Source organism: Pantoea sp. MBLJ3 (genome assembly GCF_000816655.1).
Taxonomy (GTDB): domain Bacteria; phylum Pseudomonadota; class Gammaproteobacteria; order Enterobacterales; family Enterobacteriaceae; genus Pantoea; species Pantoea eucalypti.
Map to the genome: position 1 here is coordinate 307,263 of NZ_JSUT01000029.1, position 16,240 is coordinate 323,502.

A 16,240-nucleotide genomic window follows, 5' to 3' on the forward strand; every position below is an offset into this window, starting at 1 on the left:
TCAGAGCAACGTCACTTTGCCCTGGAAAATCACCGGCCCGGACGGCCCGCTGAGTTTAGAACCCCCAACAGGCTCCAGACTCACCGCCAGCACTGTCTGATTGTTTAACTCGCCTGGTGCTAATCGGAAAGCGTTACTGTCGGTGTGATTGATCAGTCCCAACGATTGTGGCGCAGCACTGCCTCTGATCAGCCAGAGTTGCAGGGCTTTATTCTCTGGCAGCGTGATGTTTAGCGCCGAGACCTGAATGCGTGACGCTGACTTATCCAGACTCACTACAAACTGTGCGTTGGGCTGCGCGCCACTGAGTACCGCAATGGGCTGCAGGGAATGCGGGGTATCCGGCTTAATCACCTGGGTGTAAATGAGGAGGCCCGCCATTGCCGCCGCCAGACTCCAGCCGAGCCAGAAGCCAGGTTGCCTGCGGACTGATATCGTGCCAGAGGCGCCAGCGTTCCGGTTAAGGTCCTGCCTGATCAGCGGCCAGACCGTAGCGGGAGGAATAACGTCGTGGGTGAGCAAATCGATGCCGTTAAACGCTTTCTGCCAGCGCAGCACCTCTGCAGCAAAGTGTGAATCGTCATTGAGGCGTTTATCAAGCCGATGGCGTGTCACATCGTCGGTAAGACCCAGCACATATTCCGCCGCAGTGAGATCATTGTGTTCCTGAGCAGTCATAGGCCTATACACTCCCGAAGATGGATTAACGCGCGACGGATCCAGCTTTTAACCGTACCCTCAGGCTGACTCATGGAGAGCGCAATCTCACTCTGCGACAGGCCACGATAATAAGCGAGCGAAATACTTTGTCGCTGTTCTGAAGGTAAGTGCGCCATACAATGTTGAAGACGACGCGCCTCTGCAGGACTGTCATCCGCGGGAAGTAACGCCTGAAAACCCGCTTCCGCTTCGCTGATTTCTTCCAGTGAACAGCATCGGTTCTCATGTTTTCGCAGGAAATCAATCGCCCGATTTCTGGCTATGTGGCTAAGCCAGATGTGCGGCTCACTGCGCGCATCATCGTAATAGTTTGCCGACTGCCAGATGTGGATAAACGTGTCGTGCAGGATCTCTTCTGCCCAGTCCCGGCGCCTGACCATCCGCAGGATGATCCCATAAAGTCGGGGCGACAGGACGCGGTAAAGCTGCTCAAGAGCAGCTTTATCACCGCCGGCTATCTGGTTCATTAAGTCGGCCTGAATGTGGGGCACATTTTTTGTCATCGGCTTCCCTGTAAAAGGTGTGGCCACGCAATCAGTGGCCACACACAGTATAGGTAACGCTTTATGGCATCAGTACAGTATCGATAACGTCGATGACACCGTTACTCTGGTTCACATCATAGGTGGTGATATTAGCAATATTGCCCTGAGCATCTTTAAGCTGAATGTTATGTGGGCCGTTGGACATCACCCAGAGTGATTCGCCATTGACTGTTTTCAGCTCGGCTTTACCGCCACCGGCTTTGATTTTTTTCTCCAGCGCTTTCATGTCCATTTTTCCTGCGACCACGTGATAGGTCAGCACGCTGGTCAGTTTTTGTTTATTTTCGGGCTTCAGCAGGGAGTCGACGGTACCCTTCGGCAATTTTTCAAACGCCGCATTAGTCGGTGCAAATACGGTAAAAGGCCCCTTGCCTTCAAGCGTCGGAACCAGCCCGGCGGCTTTGACGGCGGCCACCAGCGTGGTGTGATCTTTGGAGTTAATTGCGTTCTCAACAATATTTTTTGACGGGTACATGGCCGCTCCACCGACCATCACCGTGTCGCTGTCCATACTCGCCGCGAAAGTGGCGCCGCTGAAGACTAATGCAGATAAAAGCAGAGTTGGCAGGAATGGCTTCATTTTCACTTCCCTCATTCAGTTTGCGGACAGGGCCGAAGTGCCCTTATCTGTTAATACGAATGAGGGAGAGAAACGGATGCAAAAAATTTTACTTTTTTTGAGCTGCCTGTTCAGGCCCTGCTGCCGGGGCCTGAACAGATGTCACTCACTGTTTGTCATAAGTCCATTCGGACCTGAGTAGTTACCTGTCTGCTCAGATGCGGAAGGCGTTAACGGCTTCACGTAAAGAGTGCGCCTGAACTGAGAGAGACTGCGATGCAGAAGAGGATTCTTCCACCAGCGCCGCATTATTCTGCGTCACACCATCCATCTGGTTTACCGCAATGCTGACCTGAGAAATACCCTGCATCTGTTCAGCCGAGGCGAGCGAGATGTTATCCATTGCCACAGCCAGTTTTCCGACCATAGCGTTGATATCCAGAATACTCTTGCCGGTTCCGGTTGCAACGACAACACCACTTTCGACCTGCGCCACAGCCTCTTCAATCAGATGTTTAATATCCCGGGCAGCCGTCGCGCTGCGCTGCGCCAGCGTCCTGACTTCACCGGCGACCACAGCGAACCAACAAAGCATTTATATATGGTGAAAAAGGCTACATTGAAATACCCGACTATTGGAAAGCCAGACGGGCGACCGTGCATTATTCCAGCGGCGAAACAGAAGAGCTGCATTTTCCCTGCGATTTTGAGCTTGTTTATGAAGTTCAGCATATACATGCGTGCCTGGACAGTAACAGGCTGACCAGTCCGGTCATGCGTGCTGACATTACAATAGATACAGTCTCTATGCTGGAATCGATACATAAAGAGTGGTCTTAATGACATAAAATATCGCTGTGGTTTTATACGATGAAAACAGTACGCATCTGCCTCACATTGATGAAAGCTGAGAATTAAGATGCGTCCTGGAATCTATTTCGCCGTTCTGTTCCAGGGCATTTTTTGCAACAACGTTGCCATCCCGCAAAAACCCGTCACGCCAGAGAAAATTAAACCGGCACCTATCACTCCTGAGAGCAAAAATAATCGGCTATCGAGGGTATATCCAGACACCACACCCAGCAGAACCAGTGAACCCGCCGTAATATGAACCTGTCTTATGACAGGCAACGGTTGTTTTTTATCTTCGACTGTCGGGAACGTGGCACTTTTCCACGCATTAATGCCTCCGGACATCAGGAAGACGTTTTCAGAGGTTGCCGCTTTTATAAGTGCATCAGCGTTACTGGTGGTTCTCATCCCTGCCTGACAGTGAAAAATCACAGGACGGGAGCCTGCGTTATCGACGCATTTACCCGCGGTGATGTCGGAAAGTGGCAGTGAGACCGCCTCCGGAATGTGTTCTCTGAGATAATCTGCACGTTCACGGATATCAATCAGCACGGCTCCTTGCGCAATCATCTCACTGGCTTGCAACGGCGATATCGATTCAGACTTCATTTTAAATCCTCCGGGCAATAGATATCTTTTAGTGTGGAGACAACTTTTTTAACCGCATCGTCTTTTATGAAATAGTTCACCCGCTGAGCCACCTTTGAAGACTCAATCAGACCATCTTCTTTCATTTTCGCCAGGTGCTGAGAGGTGGCAGAAGGTGTCAGCCCACTTTGCTGGGCCAACTCCCCTGACGAGGTGCCGGGTTTTTCAATAAGGATGCAGAGGATTAAAAGGCGATTGCTGTTACTCATCGACTTCAGCAACGTTGTCGCCAGCGAAGCGCTTTCCTGCAACCGAACAAGCTGACTGTTTTTCATGTTTACTATTTTAGGGTTCTCTAAATTAAGTAAATACTAAAATACAAGCAGGCGGGATGCAATGACTAATTTTTGCCGATGACTGTTGAAGAGGCCTGACGGTAAGCACACAGCCTGCAACTGAATCGTCCGGCATCAGAAATGCACGGTCAGAAAAAGCCTTTACCGCCAGATCACGGGTAAATTTATCGTTCTGATACCCCAGCATTAATCACATGTGATCTATCACCACTAAAGTAACGTACGACATTATCAAAGGCCGTTTTGAAGTAGAGCGCATAGCTGACCTTCTCGACATAGCCCAGATGTGGCGTGCACAGCACATTTGGCATCTGCAGGTAAGGATGTTGCGCGTCGTACAACGGTTCATCGTCGTAAACATCCAGTGCCGCAAATCCGGGGCGCCCCAGTTTCAGGGCGTTTAACAATGCGCCTTTCGAAACGAGTTCAGCACGGCTGGTATTCACAAATAACGCATCCGTTTTCATCAGTGCAAGATCGGCCGCCGTGATATTACCTTCCGTCGACGCGACCAACCTTTGATGTACGGTTACCACATCGCTGGTGGCGAAAAACTGCGCCCGACTCTCCGGCACTATCCATCCGTCAGTACGGGCTTCTTCCTGTGCGCGAAGACTTCCCCATACCTGCACTCTCATCCCAAAAACGGCTGCAAAGGAAGCGAGACGTTTTCCTATTTTCCCATAGCCAAGAATGCCGATGAGCTGATTATTGACTGCAGAGCCTATTTCTGTTTGCCATCGTCCTTCGGCCATTGCATTCACCGAAGAGACTAATTTTCTGCGTGATGCCATGATCAGCAGCCAGGTTAATTCTGCAGGCGCGACCGGGGAACCGGTCCCTTCTACAATTGCCACACCCGCCATTGTACAGGCCTCAACATCGACATTCCTCGCCAGCTTACCCGTCTGGCTGATTAATTTAAGACGCGGTGTGCGTCGCAGAAAGGCTGCATCAACCACTGTTCTTTCCCTGATGAGTATCAATGCCTCTGCTGCAGAGAGATGGTGATCAGCCATTGAATCTTTAGTGAGGTCTCGCAGAGCCGAGCAGAGGTATTTGTCGTTGTGCTGAAGAAAGTCACACTGCTGAGTAGCGAGCTGATAATCGTCTGGAATCACTATATGAATGGCCATCAATCATCCTCTTTGTGGAGTATTTTCGAAGAGCATTAACTTTAATCAAATAACGTTATGTCATACTAACGGCTTCCAGACTTTGTGCCATAGCGGATATTTAATTACATGATATGTGAGTTATTTCTGCAGGCAAGCAGATCCGTTTACCCTCATCGCGGGGCTTCCCGCATACCCTCTCAGGAACATTTCAGAACACTCGCTTTTCGAATCCGCGAGGGTTCAATGTTGTGTCCAGAGCTTATTGCATGTGGAGACGAGATTCCGTCAATGGAAGCGAAGTCATTACAGGATGTAAAGGAGGGATTGCGTCAACATCTTACAATCAGAAGGTAATGAAAATTGAGGCCTAGCCGATAATGACAGGCATCTGGAACGTGAACTTACGTCGTCAGTTATAATTTGAAAATGATAACATCAGAATATCAACCCGTTAATAATGTTAAGCAGGATTGAACATACAACTCTTATTAAACATACATTGTTTGATGTGATCAGGCTGATAATTTAAAAGTTGAAATGGGATGCTCTCATTTTTGTTCAATTTTCATTGTTTAGAATGTATATAGTTTTTTAACCGGCTGAAAATTATGGATTTACAGGAATAAAATGAAACCTGTTGTGAAAAATGACGAGCCGCGTGAAGTTTTGCTACGGCGTATTAACAGCGGTGAGTTTCACCCGTTTTTTCAGCCTATCGTCTCACTGGAAGACCTGCGCGTGATGGGTTTTGAAATGCTCGCACGCCACATTTCCCCGCAAGGAACCGTTACGCCACCAGCAGACTTCATTCCTGCCATGGAACAAAACGGTCTGCTGGACGAGCTGATGCTCAGCCTGATAGCGCAAGGTTTCAAAACGGCAGCTGCATGGCCGGAACATCAATTTCTGTCGATGAATGTGTCACCCTCTCAGCTCAATGGCAGAGACCTGGCTGAAATGATCAGTCAAACTGCTAATCGATTTCAGTTTGATCTGACAAGATTAAAGATTGAGATAACCGAAACTGCCCTGTTAGATGACATCATAACAGCCCGTGCAGAAGTTGAAGCATTGTCTGATATGGGCTGTACGATTGCGATGGATGACTTTGGGACAGGCTATTCCAGTCTTTCCTGGTTAATTCAATTACCCGTCAATACTCTTAAAATTGATAGCAGCTTTATTCGCTCCATGCTGGAAAAAAAGGATAGCCGAAAAATTATCTCCAGCGTAGTTGGGCTAGGCCAAAGCCTTGATATGGATGTGATCGCCGAAGGGGTTGAAACGGATGAACAGGCTGAAATGTTACGTGGAATTGGATGCCTGTATGCGCAGGGCTATCTGTTCGGCAAGCCGGTGACCGCGGCAGAAAGCCACCTGATGCTCGCCAGGGCGCCCGAAAAAGGTTTTCTTCGCCGGGTTGTGCGTCTTTCTCTTGACCAGCGGGCGCATCAGATATCATCAATGTACGCAGTTCCTGGTACCTCCATCTGCTTTCTTAACCCGGAGTTGATGATTGTTGATGCAAGCGACACCTTTGCTGAAAGGCTTGGCTGGGCCCCACAGGATGTTATTCACAAATACATTTATGAGGTGATACCCTCTCAGGCGGACAAGTTGCTCTGGCTGCAGGAATTCCGAATAAAAGGGCTACCCTACCCGCCATATGAAGTCGTACTGCCCGACGGTTCATCCGATCTTGTCATGGTTACGCGTGTTGAAGATGAAGCAAAGGACCTGTTAGGCTTCTGCGTTTTCGGTGTCAAACTAACGGGTCGTCACGGCAATGAAGCAAAATAGATTGCTGTCAGGATTACGAATCAGACAGCACTCATCACCTTATTTCACCCTACTGCACTGCAATACAGCATATATGGATGTCCCTGGCTGTATCCGCCTCTAATCTTGCCGTTGAACATTTTTTCCACCAGACACTGACTTCACGTTCAACAAAACTGTAGCCTGACTGTTCGTTCCTGGAACTGACGTTGTTCCTTCCCGCCAGTTTCAGGTAAGTACTTTAACCGCCAGAAAGAAATTTCAGGTCAAAGGAGGCCGGGATTGACGCGGACCATTTCAGTGGTGCCTTATGATGAAAAATGGCCTGAAGCATTCGAGGCTGAGCGTCTGGTGATACAGGCCTTATTAGGGGAAGTTGCAGTGAATATTCATCACATTGGCAGCACTTCTGTTTCGGGTCTGGCAGCAAAGCCAGTGATCGACATACTGCTGGAAGTCTCTGATATTAACCAGCTGGATGAGTGTACCTCTGCCATGAGCAGCATCGGGTACAGTGCCAGAGGTGAAAACGGCATTCCGGGACGCCGATATTTCACTAAAGGTGTCCATCTGCGTAGCCATCAGGTGCATGCATTTTCAACCGGGGATGAGCAAATACGTCGTCACCTGGCTTTTCGGGATTATCTCAGAAAAAACAGTGACATTGCTAAAGCCTATGCGGAGATTAAGTCTACTGCCGTATTGCTCTGCAATAATAATGCGCAACGATATAGCGCGCTCAAAGCCGGGTTTATTGAGCATCATCTGCAACTCGCGCTGATTGACCACACTCGTTAAGTTCAGGATTCAGTGGAGTGTCATCATGGCTGAATCTTTTCAGGGGCGTGTAAAATTCCAGTCATCCCGGCTCAGGGTAAAAAGCATGCTTGCCGCCGCATCTGGCACATCATAGACATCGCGAATATGCCGAAGTCCGGCGTTAATCAAAACCTTTTGTGACGCCAGATGGTTTGCTCTCACCACTGCAGAGATTTCCGTGAGTTTTAACTCACTAAACCCATATCTGACTGCATATCGGGCAAACTCTGTCGCCAGCCCTTTTCCCCAGGATTCCGGCGAGAACCGATACCCCAGATTATTGATCGTGATATCGGCGAAGTTTCGGATGCTCAGCCCTCCGAAGCCGATGATTCTGTCAGGATCATCCCGAAGCGAAATAGCCCAATTGCCGAAACCCTGTGTTTCCCAGTGGCTTATTGATCGAGACAAGACATCCCGTGCATGTTCAATATTCGGGTAAGGACCGGCTGGATTAAACACGTTCGTCGCAGGGTCACCATAAATCCTGAAAAGGTCGCCTGCATCTGCTTCGCTGACTGGACGAAGGGCTAACCGCATGACGTCTGGCTGCAAAAGAACCTCCTGTGTTCGTTAAAGAAACGGGCACAACTGATAATAAACACAGTAAAAGGTGCCGGTCATCCAGTCAATACGTCACCTGAACAACGTTGTGATAACGTGATAGCCGTTATTTCATCGTGCTTACGTCCCGGTAAGTCAAATTAACAGACGCCGCTACTGTTCACTATTAATCCTCTTTTTACCATCCGGACTTGTTTTAAGATCGCCGGCGATTAATGACTTAACTCAATCTAAAAAATATGACTAATCGGGCTGAAGATATCGTGATTTTTGTCGAAAACATAATGAGAAAATAAAAACATAAAGGGAGGAGTAATAGAAGATATTACTCCTGCATGTTCATCACGCTCTCTGGCAAGCCAGCCGGGCTTAACGCTCCTGCCTGTTTCCCAGAGCAATGCACTTTAAGTAGTCTGGCAGCACTGGAACAACGATGAACCGATATATTTCAGGAAGCAGAGACGTCCGGAACGTGACCTATAGCATGATGAAGAGCCCACAAAGACGTGACGTCCCGACGGCGTCTGTTTTCACTACTGCGGGAAATGAAAAATGAGCATCGTTTATATACCTGCCCTCATTCCCTTACTGATGAAAAAAGAGAATGAGAAAGGAAGCCCACTGACAGAGGATGAAGTCCGCCACGTCCGGGATAACGCCACGTTTATTGAAGTGCCGCGTGATGTTGCTTTCACGATGGCCGAATGCCGGGGCTATTTTGATATCAATCCTGAGCATTGCTGGTCACAATGGTGCTCCTATCGGCGTGAGAATCTGTTGCCTGCTGCTGGCAACGTGTAACTGCATCGCAGTTCGACATCTGCTTACCGCTTTTAGCAGTCGGTCTCTGGCCGCATAGCGTAATCGTTCAACAGAATGACGCATCCGTCCGAGGCGGACCTGGGCCTCGACCGCCAGGCTTTCAGGTTGCTCTCGGTTTCACCCCCCTCGCAAAGGCTTTCCCGTGCAGCGGTCTGGCTGATCAGTCGTAAACTGAGTGTTGAACACAAGGCGACTTTCGCGTCTGATTCATCAGATGGGCTGCAAGCTGAGAGGGTATAACGTTGTAGTCGTCCTTAAAAGATCAGGCTCATCCGACATACCCTTGTGATATTCTCTGCACTCTGGCGAAACCTGTCCTGTATATTATTCGCTGCGGAGGCATGATGACAGACTCAGATTCCATCAAATTAGCTATGCTGTTTCTTATTGCCTTCTGGATATATTACCTGAAAATTACACGCAGCTTTTCAGGACGATTTATCTATTTTGATAAAAGAAAAAAAGATGTCTCATTACGCCTGTCAGTTTTTGGCACACCAGGAGACACGTCCGATCTTAGCGACGTTATTATTTCACTTAAAAAGTGTTTACAGGATCTTGAAAATAAAAATTATCACAGCGTGATATTTGAATCGCATCTCATTACTGCAGAGATGATAGAATCTATTCAGCGCTTTACACAGGAACAGGGTTATTCATTTCAGAACGTCATGTTCTGCTACACCTCAAAATGGCAACGCGTTGTCATTCCACTTAAAACGGCCCTCTGCCGTTTCAACCTGAAATTTGCTAATCCGACAACCACAACATTCACTGTCGTACTTGATCGAAGCCCAGCTTCCGGCTTTGATAATATTTATATCGGTAAGTGACATTATTCCTGATACAGCATGTGAGAGCGTAGTCTGGGTTTCAGAAGCGTAACACGTAAACAGATCAGCATTGAATCCAGTGCGTTACACTCCGGATAGCTCTCATCCTTTACTGCGGAGCAAAATGGATTGTCATACTGTCCTTCTGGAATGGGCGGCCCACGGGGAAAGTATTGTTATCTACTGCCTGATTAATGGCTTCAGTAGCCGCAACGCACAGATCCGGATCGCCGCCCACAACATTTATCTTTACCGAATGATCACGTTGCGCCAGCTTAATTCTTACGTCACATGTTTTACCGCGATAAGTATCTGCATCGAAGAAGCGATGCTGTATTGATGTTGAGGCCTGGCATATCCAAAGCATCGCCTCGCGTTGTTGCGTTTGCTGAGGTGTCTGAGCTTCACACTGTGATTTAATCTCTGATGCGTCTGGAGACTTAATTCCCTTATGATTGATAGGGTTTGTTCGTGTATGGCATCCGGAAAGGACCAGTGCGAATGTTAAAACAACAATTTTTTTCATCATGGCTTCCCTGTCGATTTTCCTGATTTGTAGCATGAATAGTGCAATTGAGTAGCCACCGCCAATAGACTCTCTTCAAAGCAAATACCACGATCTCCACACCGGCAACCCGACAAAGTCTATAAAACTTGTACGGAAATTCATACAGCCATTCACGCCCTCTTTGCAAATCACATCCGCTACCGTTACTCTATACGAAACGTATACACTTCATATAAGGCTTGTATGGGTATCGTAAAAATTTCCGACCTGATGCATGAGAATCTCCGCATCGCCAGCCAGGCGATGAGCCGCTCGATCAATGCCCAGGCAGAACACTGGCTTAAGCTTGGCATGCTGGCTGAACTCTATCCGCAGCAGACTCAACACCAACTGGCGCAAATGCTGATCCGGCTTGAACTGGAAGGCAGCGCTGATATTCGCAGTATGCTCCCAAAAGAGAGCCTCATCCCACAAGGAGACGTGTCATGAACACCGTTAAAATACATACCGCAGCGGAAATTGAAATGGCGCGCGCAGCCGGACAGGCTGCTGCTCAGGTACTGGCGATGATCACGCCTCATGTGCGTCCCGGCATCACCACGGAAGAACTGGATGATATCTGCCACGACTTCATTGTGAATGAACTTAAGGTGACACCCGCGAACATTGGCTATCACGGCTATACCCGCACCACCTGCACATCGGTTAATCATGTGGTATGCCACGGTATTCCGGCCAGTAAAAAGCTTAAGGATGGCGATATTGTGAATATCGATGTGGCGATCATCAAAGATGGCTGGTACGGCGATACCAGCCGCATGTACTTTGTCGGCACCCCATCAGTCCGGGCCAAACGTCTGGTTGAGATCACCTATCAGTCGATGGTTGCGGGTATTAAAACAGTTCGTCCTGGCGCGACGCTAGGTGATGTGGGTGCAGCAATTCAGCGTGTTGCGGAAGCCGCAGGTTTCTCGGTGGTGCGTGAATATTGCGGTCACGGCGTCGGGGAGATTTACCACACCGATCCGCAGGTGCTGCACTACGGCACACCCGGTGAAGGGATGCCATTGAAAGCTGGCATGATTTTCACCATTGAACCGATGATCAACGCCGGTAAAGCAGGCACCAGCGTGCTGTCAGATGGATGGACGGTGGTCACGAAAGATCGCTCGCTTTCCGCGCAATGGGAACACACCGTCGCAGTGACTGAAGAAGGTTTTGATCTGCTGACGCCGTGGCCTGAAGGCACCGGCGACTATCCCGCAATTTAATCCCCCTGCCTGAGACACTGTCTCAGGCAGTGTTCTCTATCTGCTTCTGACTTCATCCAGCGTTTCCAGCGTGCCCGAATGCCAGACCTGTATGTTATTGCGACCGGCGCGCTTAACCTGATAAAGCGCTTCATCAGCGCATCTCAGCCATTGATGGATTGATTCCGCATCACTTGCCGGTGCAATTCCAATACTCACCGAGCACTGAAAAGTGGGAGACGCTGGCAGCCGCAGCAGCGCAATGCCCTGTTTAATCTGCTCTGCCAGCAGCGTAATGCTGGCTTCGTCTGCATCCCGCACAATGACGCATAACTCATCACCCCCGAAACGGGCAGGAATATCTTTCAGTCCGACGCTATTACGAAGCAGTGCCGAGATTTCTGCCAGTAGAAAGTCACCAGCCTCATGCCCAAAGGTGTCATTCACCTGCTTGAAATGATCAACGTCCAGCAGCATTAGCCAGGCTTTACCCTCACCTCGCTGGGTGCGCAAAAACTCACTTTCCAGACGCTGCTCAAACAGACGTCGATTTGGGATTTTCAGCCCGGGATCCATCAGTGCAATACGTTCCAGCTCGCGGTTCTTTTTGCGCAGACTCAGGGTCAGATTATGTGACACCACGCTGAGTGCCAGCAGATATCCGCTGGCCAGCGGCAAGGTCAGCCAGACGGTACGGGTACTGAAATTAAGCAGAATGGGCGCCTTTTCCACCAGCCAGGCCAGCATGAAGGTAAACAGAAAAGCCTTTATTGCGGATTTCAGCTGAACCCAGCCCCCAGCCGAATAGCGATCGGAGATCAGCACCGCCATGATAATAATTGAGGGCAACGGGCTGAGCGCCATGTTTGCAACCCAGAATCCGCCAAAGGCGGCATCCAGCGTTAAACTTTTGCGTTCAAATCCAGTGGGGTCGCGGGATCGCAACGCCAGTCGGTACGCTGCATAAGGCCAGACAAACGCATTAGTAAACAATAAGGCGCAGAGCTGCGGGCACATTCCCATCTCCATCAGGACAGAAAGAATGGGCAGAAAACAGAGAAAGGTACCAAGCTGGCGCATCATAAACATTCGCCGGACAAATCGCGTCGAACGTCGCTTCAGTTGTACATCATCGGGGGTGTAATAATTCATACGCGCACTGAAGCAGTTACAGGTCAGGTAAGTTTATCGGTAAATGAAGAAAAATTGTGAATTATTTGCAGATTATTCTTATTGCCTGTACGCGAGTTAATTAAAAGGTGTAATTAACTTACGGGACTGGAAACAGCGGTGAGAGATTGCCACGCGTCGTGAATAACGCGCGGCATTTCTGATGCAGATTATCTGCGGCCTTTAACGATTGAGGCAGACCAGTTGAAATCGCTGACTTCACTGGCGGTCAATGAAGAGGGCTTCTTTTTACGAAGCGGCTTTTTCTGCGCTTTTAGCGCCAGCGCTTTTTCCTTCTCCAGTTTACTGGTCATGACGATCTGACGTGCTTCACTATTAAATTCTTTTTCTTTCTTACTATCAGGCTCTTTACCGGTTCGTTGACGGTACTTCTCTGCCAGTCCGTTGTAGGTTTGCTCGACGGCCAGACGTTCATCAGCGTTGAACTGATCAATGGAAATCATCTTCTTATCGTTCATAGCGGCATGTCCTGTGGCGAGTTATTCAGGCAAGTGTACCGCATTTGCCGTTCGTTAATGCAGGGAATGGCATTAATCCGTCGACGTGATAGTTTCATGAGCCTTCCGGCAGGACAAATACGCCTGATCCTATTCGTAAGCCTGACTCAATCAGGTTTCTTTCTTAATATTAAACTAATGTTCATCAGGTTTAATGGTAGTGACCACGCACCGCCAGAGAGCAGAACCAATGATAAGAGAGACCGATCGCCTGTCACAGGCATTATTACGGCGGCATGGGATTGGCATTAAACAGAAACGCATACACTTCAGAGGCAGAGATCTGCTGTTTCAGTTGCACAACGCCCGCTATGATGTTTTCAATGGTGACCGCTGTATTGCGACTGTAGAAACTAACAATATCAACGAAGCCATTAAGCAGTTTAAAGCGCTGGATAACCCTGATGAGAAATAACCCTGCCTGATCATGACCTGTTTCAGAGGGATCACGCCGTCAGAACCGTCTGCGTTGTGGTGCAGGATAATCAGGATGCTCGAAGTTTCGAGGGTCTGTAAGAAGGTATATGGCGTGCAGCACCCGATAACGCCATTGCAGCCCTGCTGCACGATCAGCCGATGCGGCTTGAAAATGAATGCCGCACAATCGTTTGCAACGAAATCAATGGAAAGCAGCCTGTTGCGTCTGTCTAACCGGTAAGCCGGAGAGTGTTCATCCGGTTCAACGCCAAATTTAGTGTTAATTCAACCGGTGCTGATTAGAATAAAGCAAACTCCCCGAATACAGGTTTCTGATGAAAATCACCATTCACAAAGAAGATGAGCTGTTTATGCAAAACTTCTTTGATGCACCCTGCCACACTCTCGAAACAGAATCGCCGCAGGCTCAAAAAATTCAGCAATCTCTTCAGCTGGCTATTCAGCAAAAAGGTGCAGAGGCCGATGGCGACTGGAAACGTAGCCTGACATTTCTGCTGCTGTTTCTCTTTCTGTATGCTGCGCTGGGTGCTTCACTGACGCTTGATCTCAGCGCCCCGGGCACGGGCCATAAAAGTATTGCCTATGCGCTGGAAGCGATTCCGGTACTCATCGCCTTCTCCGGTTTCTTCATCTCTATTCTTTATCTTTTCATGACTCGCGCCAGTGCGCGTAAACAGCGTAATTGGGAAAAGACGATTCTGGTGCTGGAGAAATACGCCATCGGAAACCTGTTCAAGGTGACACACACCCAGGGTGGCGGAACCAGCAATTACTCCGTGCCTAACCTCTCCATTTCGCTGGCGATGTTTATCTGTGTAACCTGGCTGGTGATTTATAACTATCTTACATTCACCACCAGCGGTGTATTCGGTAGTGTGATTTCGCTGTTCATCAGCACCATGGTGTATGTGATTCTGGATATTCAGTTGCTTAAGCCTTTCATCCATGTGATGGATAAAGAGGAATCAGAAAAGCGTGACGCGGATAAAGAACAGGATTAACGAAGATCATCGGCGGTATCAGGATACCCGGCCACTGTGAGCCGGGTATTTTTTTGTCACAATCTGGCCATTGTTACTGACAGGCCCATTTTTGCAGTGAATTCAATGAAAGGCGAAACGAACACAACCTTGGTATGTTGTAACTATATGACGGCCTTATTATACCCCACTTAGCGCTGACGAATCTCCGCCAGAAAGCCCGCTTTGATAGCGGGCCTGCCGTCATTACCAGTGAGTTTTCTGCATATCGATAACGAAACGGTATTTCACGTCACCAATCAGCATACGTTCAAAGGCTTTTTCAACGTCGTCACCGGTGATCATCTCAACGTCAGCCGTGATGTTGTGCTGACCGCAGAAGTCGAGCATCTGCTGCGTCTCCTTAATGCTGCCAATTGAGGTGCCGCTAATACTCAGGCGGCGAAACACCATTGGGGTGACATTCGGTGACTTATGCGGTTGATCGGGGATGCCGACCAGCACCAGCTGACCATTAGTTTTCAGCGCATTGAGGTAAGGATCGAGATCATGAGCCGCAGCCACACAGTCCAGAATGATATCCAGGGAGGCCTGACACGCTGCCATTTGTGCCGCGTCTCGCGAGATGACCACGTTTTTAGCACCCAGACGGCGCGCATCCGCCCCTTTTGCAGGAGAAGTGGTAAACAGAGTGACTTCTGCACCCAATGCGCTGGCGAGCTTAACCGCCATGTGTCCCAGTCCGCCAAGGCCGATAACACCTACGCGGTCGCCTGCTTTAACATTAAAATGCTGCAACGGTGACCAGACAGTCACACCTGCACACAACAGCGGTGCCACAGCGCTCAGCGCCAGATTGTTGGGTACCGTCACCACAAAATGCTGGTTGACAATGACATGCTGCGCATACCCGCCAAAGGTGGTATTGCCAGTGTATTTGTCGGTGCCGTTATAGGTTGGTGTGAAGCCCGCTTCACAATATTGCTCTTCCTGCTGCTGGCAAAAATGGCATTCACGGCATGAATCGACCATAACACCCACGCCTACGGTATCTCCGACAGAAAAGCGTGTGACATTGTCACCTTTATCCACCACGCGTCCTACAATCTCATGACCGGGAACCAGTGGATAGCGGCTCACGCCCCATTCATTCCGTGCCATATGAAGGTCAGAATGACAGACGCCACAATACAGGATTTCGATTTTGACATCGTCAGCCTGCACGTCACGTAACTCAATCTGACCCGCCTTTAACGGTTGATCTGACTGGGTGGCTACCAGCGCGTTAATTTTCATCTGTTGCCTCTTCTCATCTGATGGTCGTAAAGAAAGCGGCCCACTATAGACATGCAGGAACCTGTTTGGTAGTAGTTACCTTTTGGTTACCATGAATGTGAGGAGAGACTGTGCCGGTCTGGGTTGAAGGAAAACTTTATTTTTATGCGGACTCACCACCACGTCGCCTGCTTGAGCTCTTTTCCGTGAAATGGAGCACGATGGTGCTGCATGCGCTTTATCACTGGCCGGAAAATCGGGCGCGCACAGGGGAACTGGAGCGCAGCCTGCAGGGAATTTCAAAGAAGATGCTGATTCAGACGCTGCGCGAGCTTGAGCAGCGCGGGCTGGTGTCGCGTCATGTCTGGCAGGTTGTCCCGCCGAAAGTGGAGTACAGCCTTACACCACTCGGCCATACCTTTGCAGAACCGATTGAGCAGATGTATGAATGGGGTCTGGAGAATCAGGCTGCGCTGGATGAAATGGAAAATCATGCGCGCAGCCATCAGGAGAGTGGCGGAGATGACCGCCAGTGATGCACGTTAC

The 16,240-nt window shown here is 49.3% G+C and carries 20 protein-coding genes and 1 pseudogene; 9 read left to right on the forward strand and 12 right to left on the reverse strand.

The window, feature by feature from the left end; all coding sequences use genetic code 11:
• The 7 genes and pseudogenes from NP77_RS20595 to NP77_RS20625 all read right to left on the reverse strand — a co-directional run bounded on the left by NP77_RS20595 (position 1) and on the right by NP77_RS20625 (position 4,756).
• Positions 1–678: an anti-sigma factor domain-containing protein gene (locus tag NP77_RS20595; RefSeq protein ID WP_003854997.1), complete on the reverse strand. Its 678-nt coding sequence runs from the start codon at positions 676–678 to the stop codon at positions 1–3.
• Positions 675–1,223, reverse strand: a complete 549-nt coding sequence (locus NP77_RS20600) for a sigma-70 family RNA polymerase sigma factor (RefSeq protein ID WP_039661468.1) — start codon at positions 1,221–1,223, stop codon at positions 675–677. Before NP77_RS20600 ends, NP77_RS20595 begins: the two co-directional genes overlap by 4 nt.
• Positions 1,224–1,284: 61 nt before the next feature.
• The gene (locus NP77_RS20605) at positions 1,285–1,845 is read right to left on the reverse strand and encodes a fasciclin domain-containing protein (protein ID WP_003854991.1); all 561 of its coding nucleotides are present in this window, start codon (positions 1,843–1,845) and stop codon (positions 1,285–1,287) included.
• A 193-nt stretch (positions 1,846–2,038) separates the two neighbouring features.
• A pseudogene (locus tag NP77_RS20610) lies at positions 2,039–2,407 on the reverse strand (methyl-accepting chemotaxis protein); the annotation flags it as partial.
• A 350-nt stretch (positions 2,408–2,757) separates the two neighbouring features.
• Complete coding sequence (locus tag NP77_RS20615) at positions 2,758–3,285, reverse strand: rhodanese family protein (RefSeq protein ID WP_008924603.1); 528 nt, start codon at positions 3,283–3,285, stop codon at positions 2,758–2,760.
• Complete coding sequence (locus NP77_RS20620; protein WP_003854984.1) at positions 3,282–3,599, reverse strand: helix-turn-helix transcriptional regulator; 318 nt, start codon at positions 3,597–3,599, stop codon at positions 3,282–3,284. Before NP77_RS20620 ends, NP77_RS20615 begins: the two co-directional genes overlap by 4 nt.
• Positions 3,600–3,784: 185 nt before the next feature.
• A complete protein-coding gene (locus NP77_RS20625) occupies positions 3,785–4,756 on the reverse strand; it encodes a D-2-hydroxyacid dehydrogenase family protein (protein ID WP_039661469.1) in 972 nt (323 codons plus the stop codon).
• Between the two features lie 609 nt (positions 4,757–5,365).
• On the opposite strand from NP77_RS20625, the gene NP77_RS20630 reads away from it, so the two are divergent.
• Both NP77_RS20630 and NP77_RS20635 read left to right on the forward strand, forming a co-directional pair.
• The gene (locus tag NP77_RS20630; RefSeq protein ID WP_039661470.1) at positions 5,366–6,538 is read left to right on the forward strand and encodes an EAL domain-containing protein; all 1,173 of its coding nucleotides are present in this window, start codon (positions 5,366–5,368) and stop codon (positions 6,536–6,538) included.
• 261 nt (positions 6,539–6,799) lie between these two features.
• On the forward strand, positions 6,800–7,315 hold the full coding sequence (locus NP77_RS20635; RefSeq protein ID WP_039661471.1) for a GrpB family protein: 516 nt from the start codon (positions 6,800–6,802) through the stop codon (positions 7,313–7,315).
• 39 nt (positions 7,316–7,354) lie between these two features.
• Here NP77_RS20635 and NP77_RS20640 read toward each other — a convergent pair whose 3' ends face one another.
• Positions 7,355–7,876 carry a GNAT family N-acetyltransferase gene (locus NP77_RS20640; protein ID WP_039661832.1) on the reverse strand — a complete coding sequence of 174 codons (522 nt, stop codon included), beginning with the start codon at positions 7,874–7,876 and terminating at the stop codon, positions 7,355–7,357.
• Between the two features lie 576 nt (positions 7,877–8,452).
• Between NP77_RS20640 and NP77_RS20645 the strand changes: the two genes are divergently transcribed.
• Complete coding sequence (locus NP77_RS20645; RefSeq protein ID WP_003854978.1) at positions 8,453–8,701, forward strand: hypothetical protein; 249 nt, start codon at positions 8,453–8,455, stop codon at positions 8,699–8,701.
• A 362-nt stretch (positions 8,702–9,063) separates the two neighbouring features.
• A complete protein-coding gene (locus tag NP77_RS20650; RefSeq protein ID WP_231572351.1) occupies positions 9,064–9,555 on the forward strand; it encodes a hypothetical protein in 492 nt (163 codons plus the stop codon).
• A gap of 109 nt (positions 9,556–9,664) precedes the next feature.
• On the opposite strand, the gene NP77_RS20655 is transcribed toward NP77_RS20650, so the two are convergent.
• A complete protein-coding gene (locus tag NP77_RS20655) occupies positions 9,665–10,084 on the reverse strand; it encodes a cell envelope integrity TolA C-terminal domain-containing protein (protein WP_231572352.1) in 420 nt (139 codons plus the stop codon).
• Positions 10,085–10,306: 222 nt separating this feature from the next.
• Here NP77_RS20655 and NP77_RS20660 point away from each other — a divergent pair, with 222 nt between their 5' ends.
• Both NP77_RS20660 and map read left to right on the forward strand, forming a co-directional pair.
• Positions 10,307–10,552 (forward strand): ParD-like family protein, encoded by a 246-nt coding sequence (locus tag NP77_RS20660; RefSeq protein WP_003854973.1) that lies wholly within the window; start codon positions 10,307–10,309, stop codon positions 10,550–10,552.
• The gene (gene map / locus NP77_RS20665) at positions 10,549–11,334 is read left to right on the forward strand and encodes a type I methionyl aminopeptidase (RefSeq protein WP_039661473.1); all 786 of its coding nucleotides are present in this window, start codon (positions 10,549–10,551) and stop codon (positions 11,332–11,334) included. Before NP77_RS20660 ends, map begins: the two co-directional genes overlap by 4 nt.
• A gap of 36 nt (positions 11,335–11,370) precedes the next feature.
• Here map and NP77_RS20670 read toward each other — a convergent pair whose 3' ends face one another.
• Entirely contained in the window at positions 11,371–12,465 is a 1,095-nt protein-coding gene (locus tag NP77_RS20670) for a diguanylate cyclase (RefSeq protein ID WP_008924597.1), read from the reverse strand.
• Positions 12,466–12,653: 188 nt separating this feature from the next.
• Positions 12,654–12,962 carry a hypothetical protein gene (locus NP77_RS20675; RefSeq protein ID WP_003854970.1) on the reverse strand — a complete coding sequence of 103 codons (309 nt, stop codon included), beginning with the start codon at positions 12,960–12,962 and terminating at the stop codon, positions 12,654–12,656.
• 229 nt (positions 12,963–13,191) lie between these two features.
• On the opposite strand from NP77_RS20675, the gene NP77_RS20680 reads away from it, so the two are divergent.
• Complete coding sequence (locus NP77_RS20680) at positions 13,192–13,416, forward strand: hypothetical protein (RefSeq protein ID WP_039661474.1); 225 nt, start codon at positions 13,192–13,194, stop codon at positions 13,414–13,416.
• A gap of 337 nt (positions 13,417–13,753) precedes the next feature.
• Positions 13,754–14,440, forward strand: a complete 687-nt coding sequence (locus NP77_RS20685) for a hypothetical protein (protein ID WP_039661475.1) — start codon at positions 13,754–13,756, stop codon at positions 14,438–14,440.
• A 225-nt stretch (positions 14,441–14,665) separates the two neighbouring features.
• Here NP77_RS20685 and NP77_RS20690 read toward each other — a convergent pair whose 3' ends face one another.
• Positions 14,666–15,715 carry an NAD(P)-dependent alcohol dehydrogenase gene (locus NP77_RS20690; RefSeq protein ID WP_039661476.1) on the reverse strand — a complete coding sequence of 350 codons (1,050 nt, stop codon included), beginning with the start codon at positions 15,713–15,715 and terminating at the stop codon, positions 14,666–14,668.
• Between the two features lie 110 nt (positions 15,716–15,825).
• On the opposite strand from NP77_RS20690, the gene NP77_RS20695 reads away from it, so the two are divergent.
• Complete coding sequence (locus tag NP77_RS20695) at positions 15,826–16,230, forward strand: helix-turn-helix domain-containing protein (RefSeq protein ID WP_003854965.1); 405 nt, start codon at positions 15,826–15,828, stop codon at positions 16,228–16,230.
• Positions 16,231–16,240 lie beyond the last annotated feature (10 nt).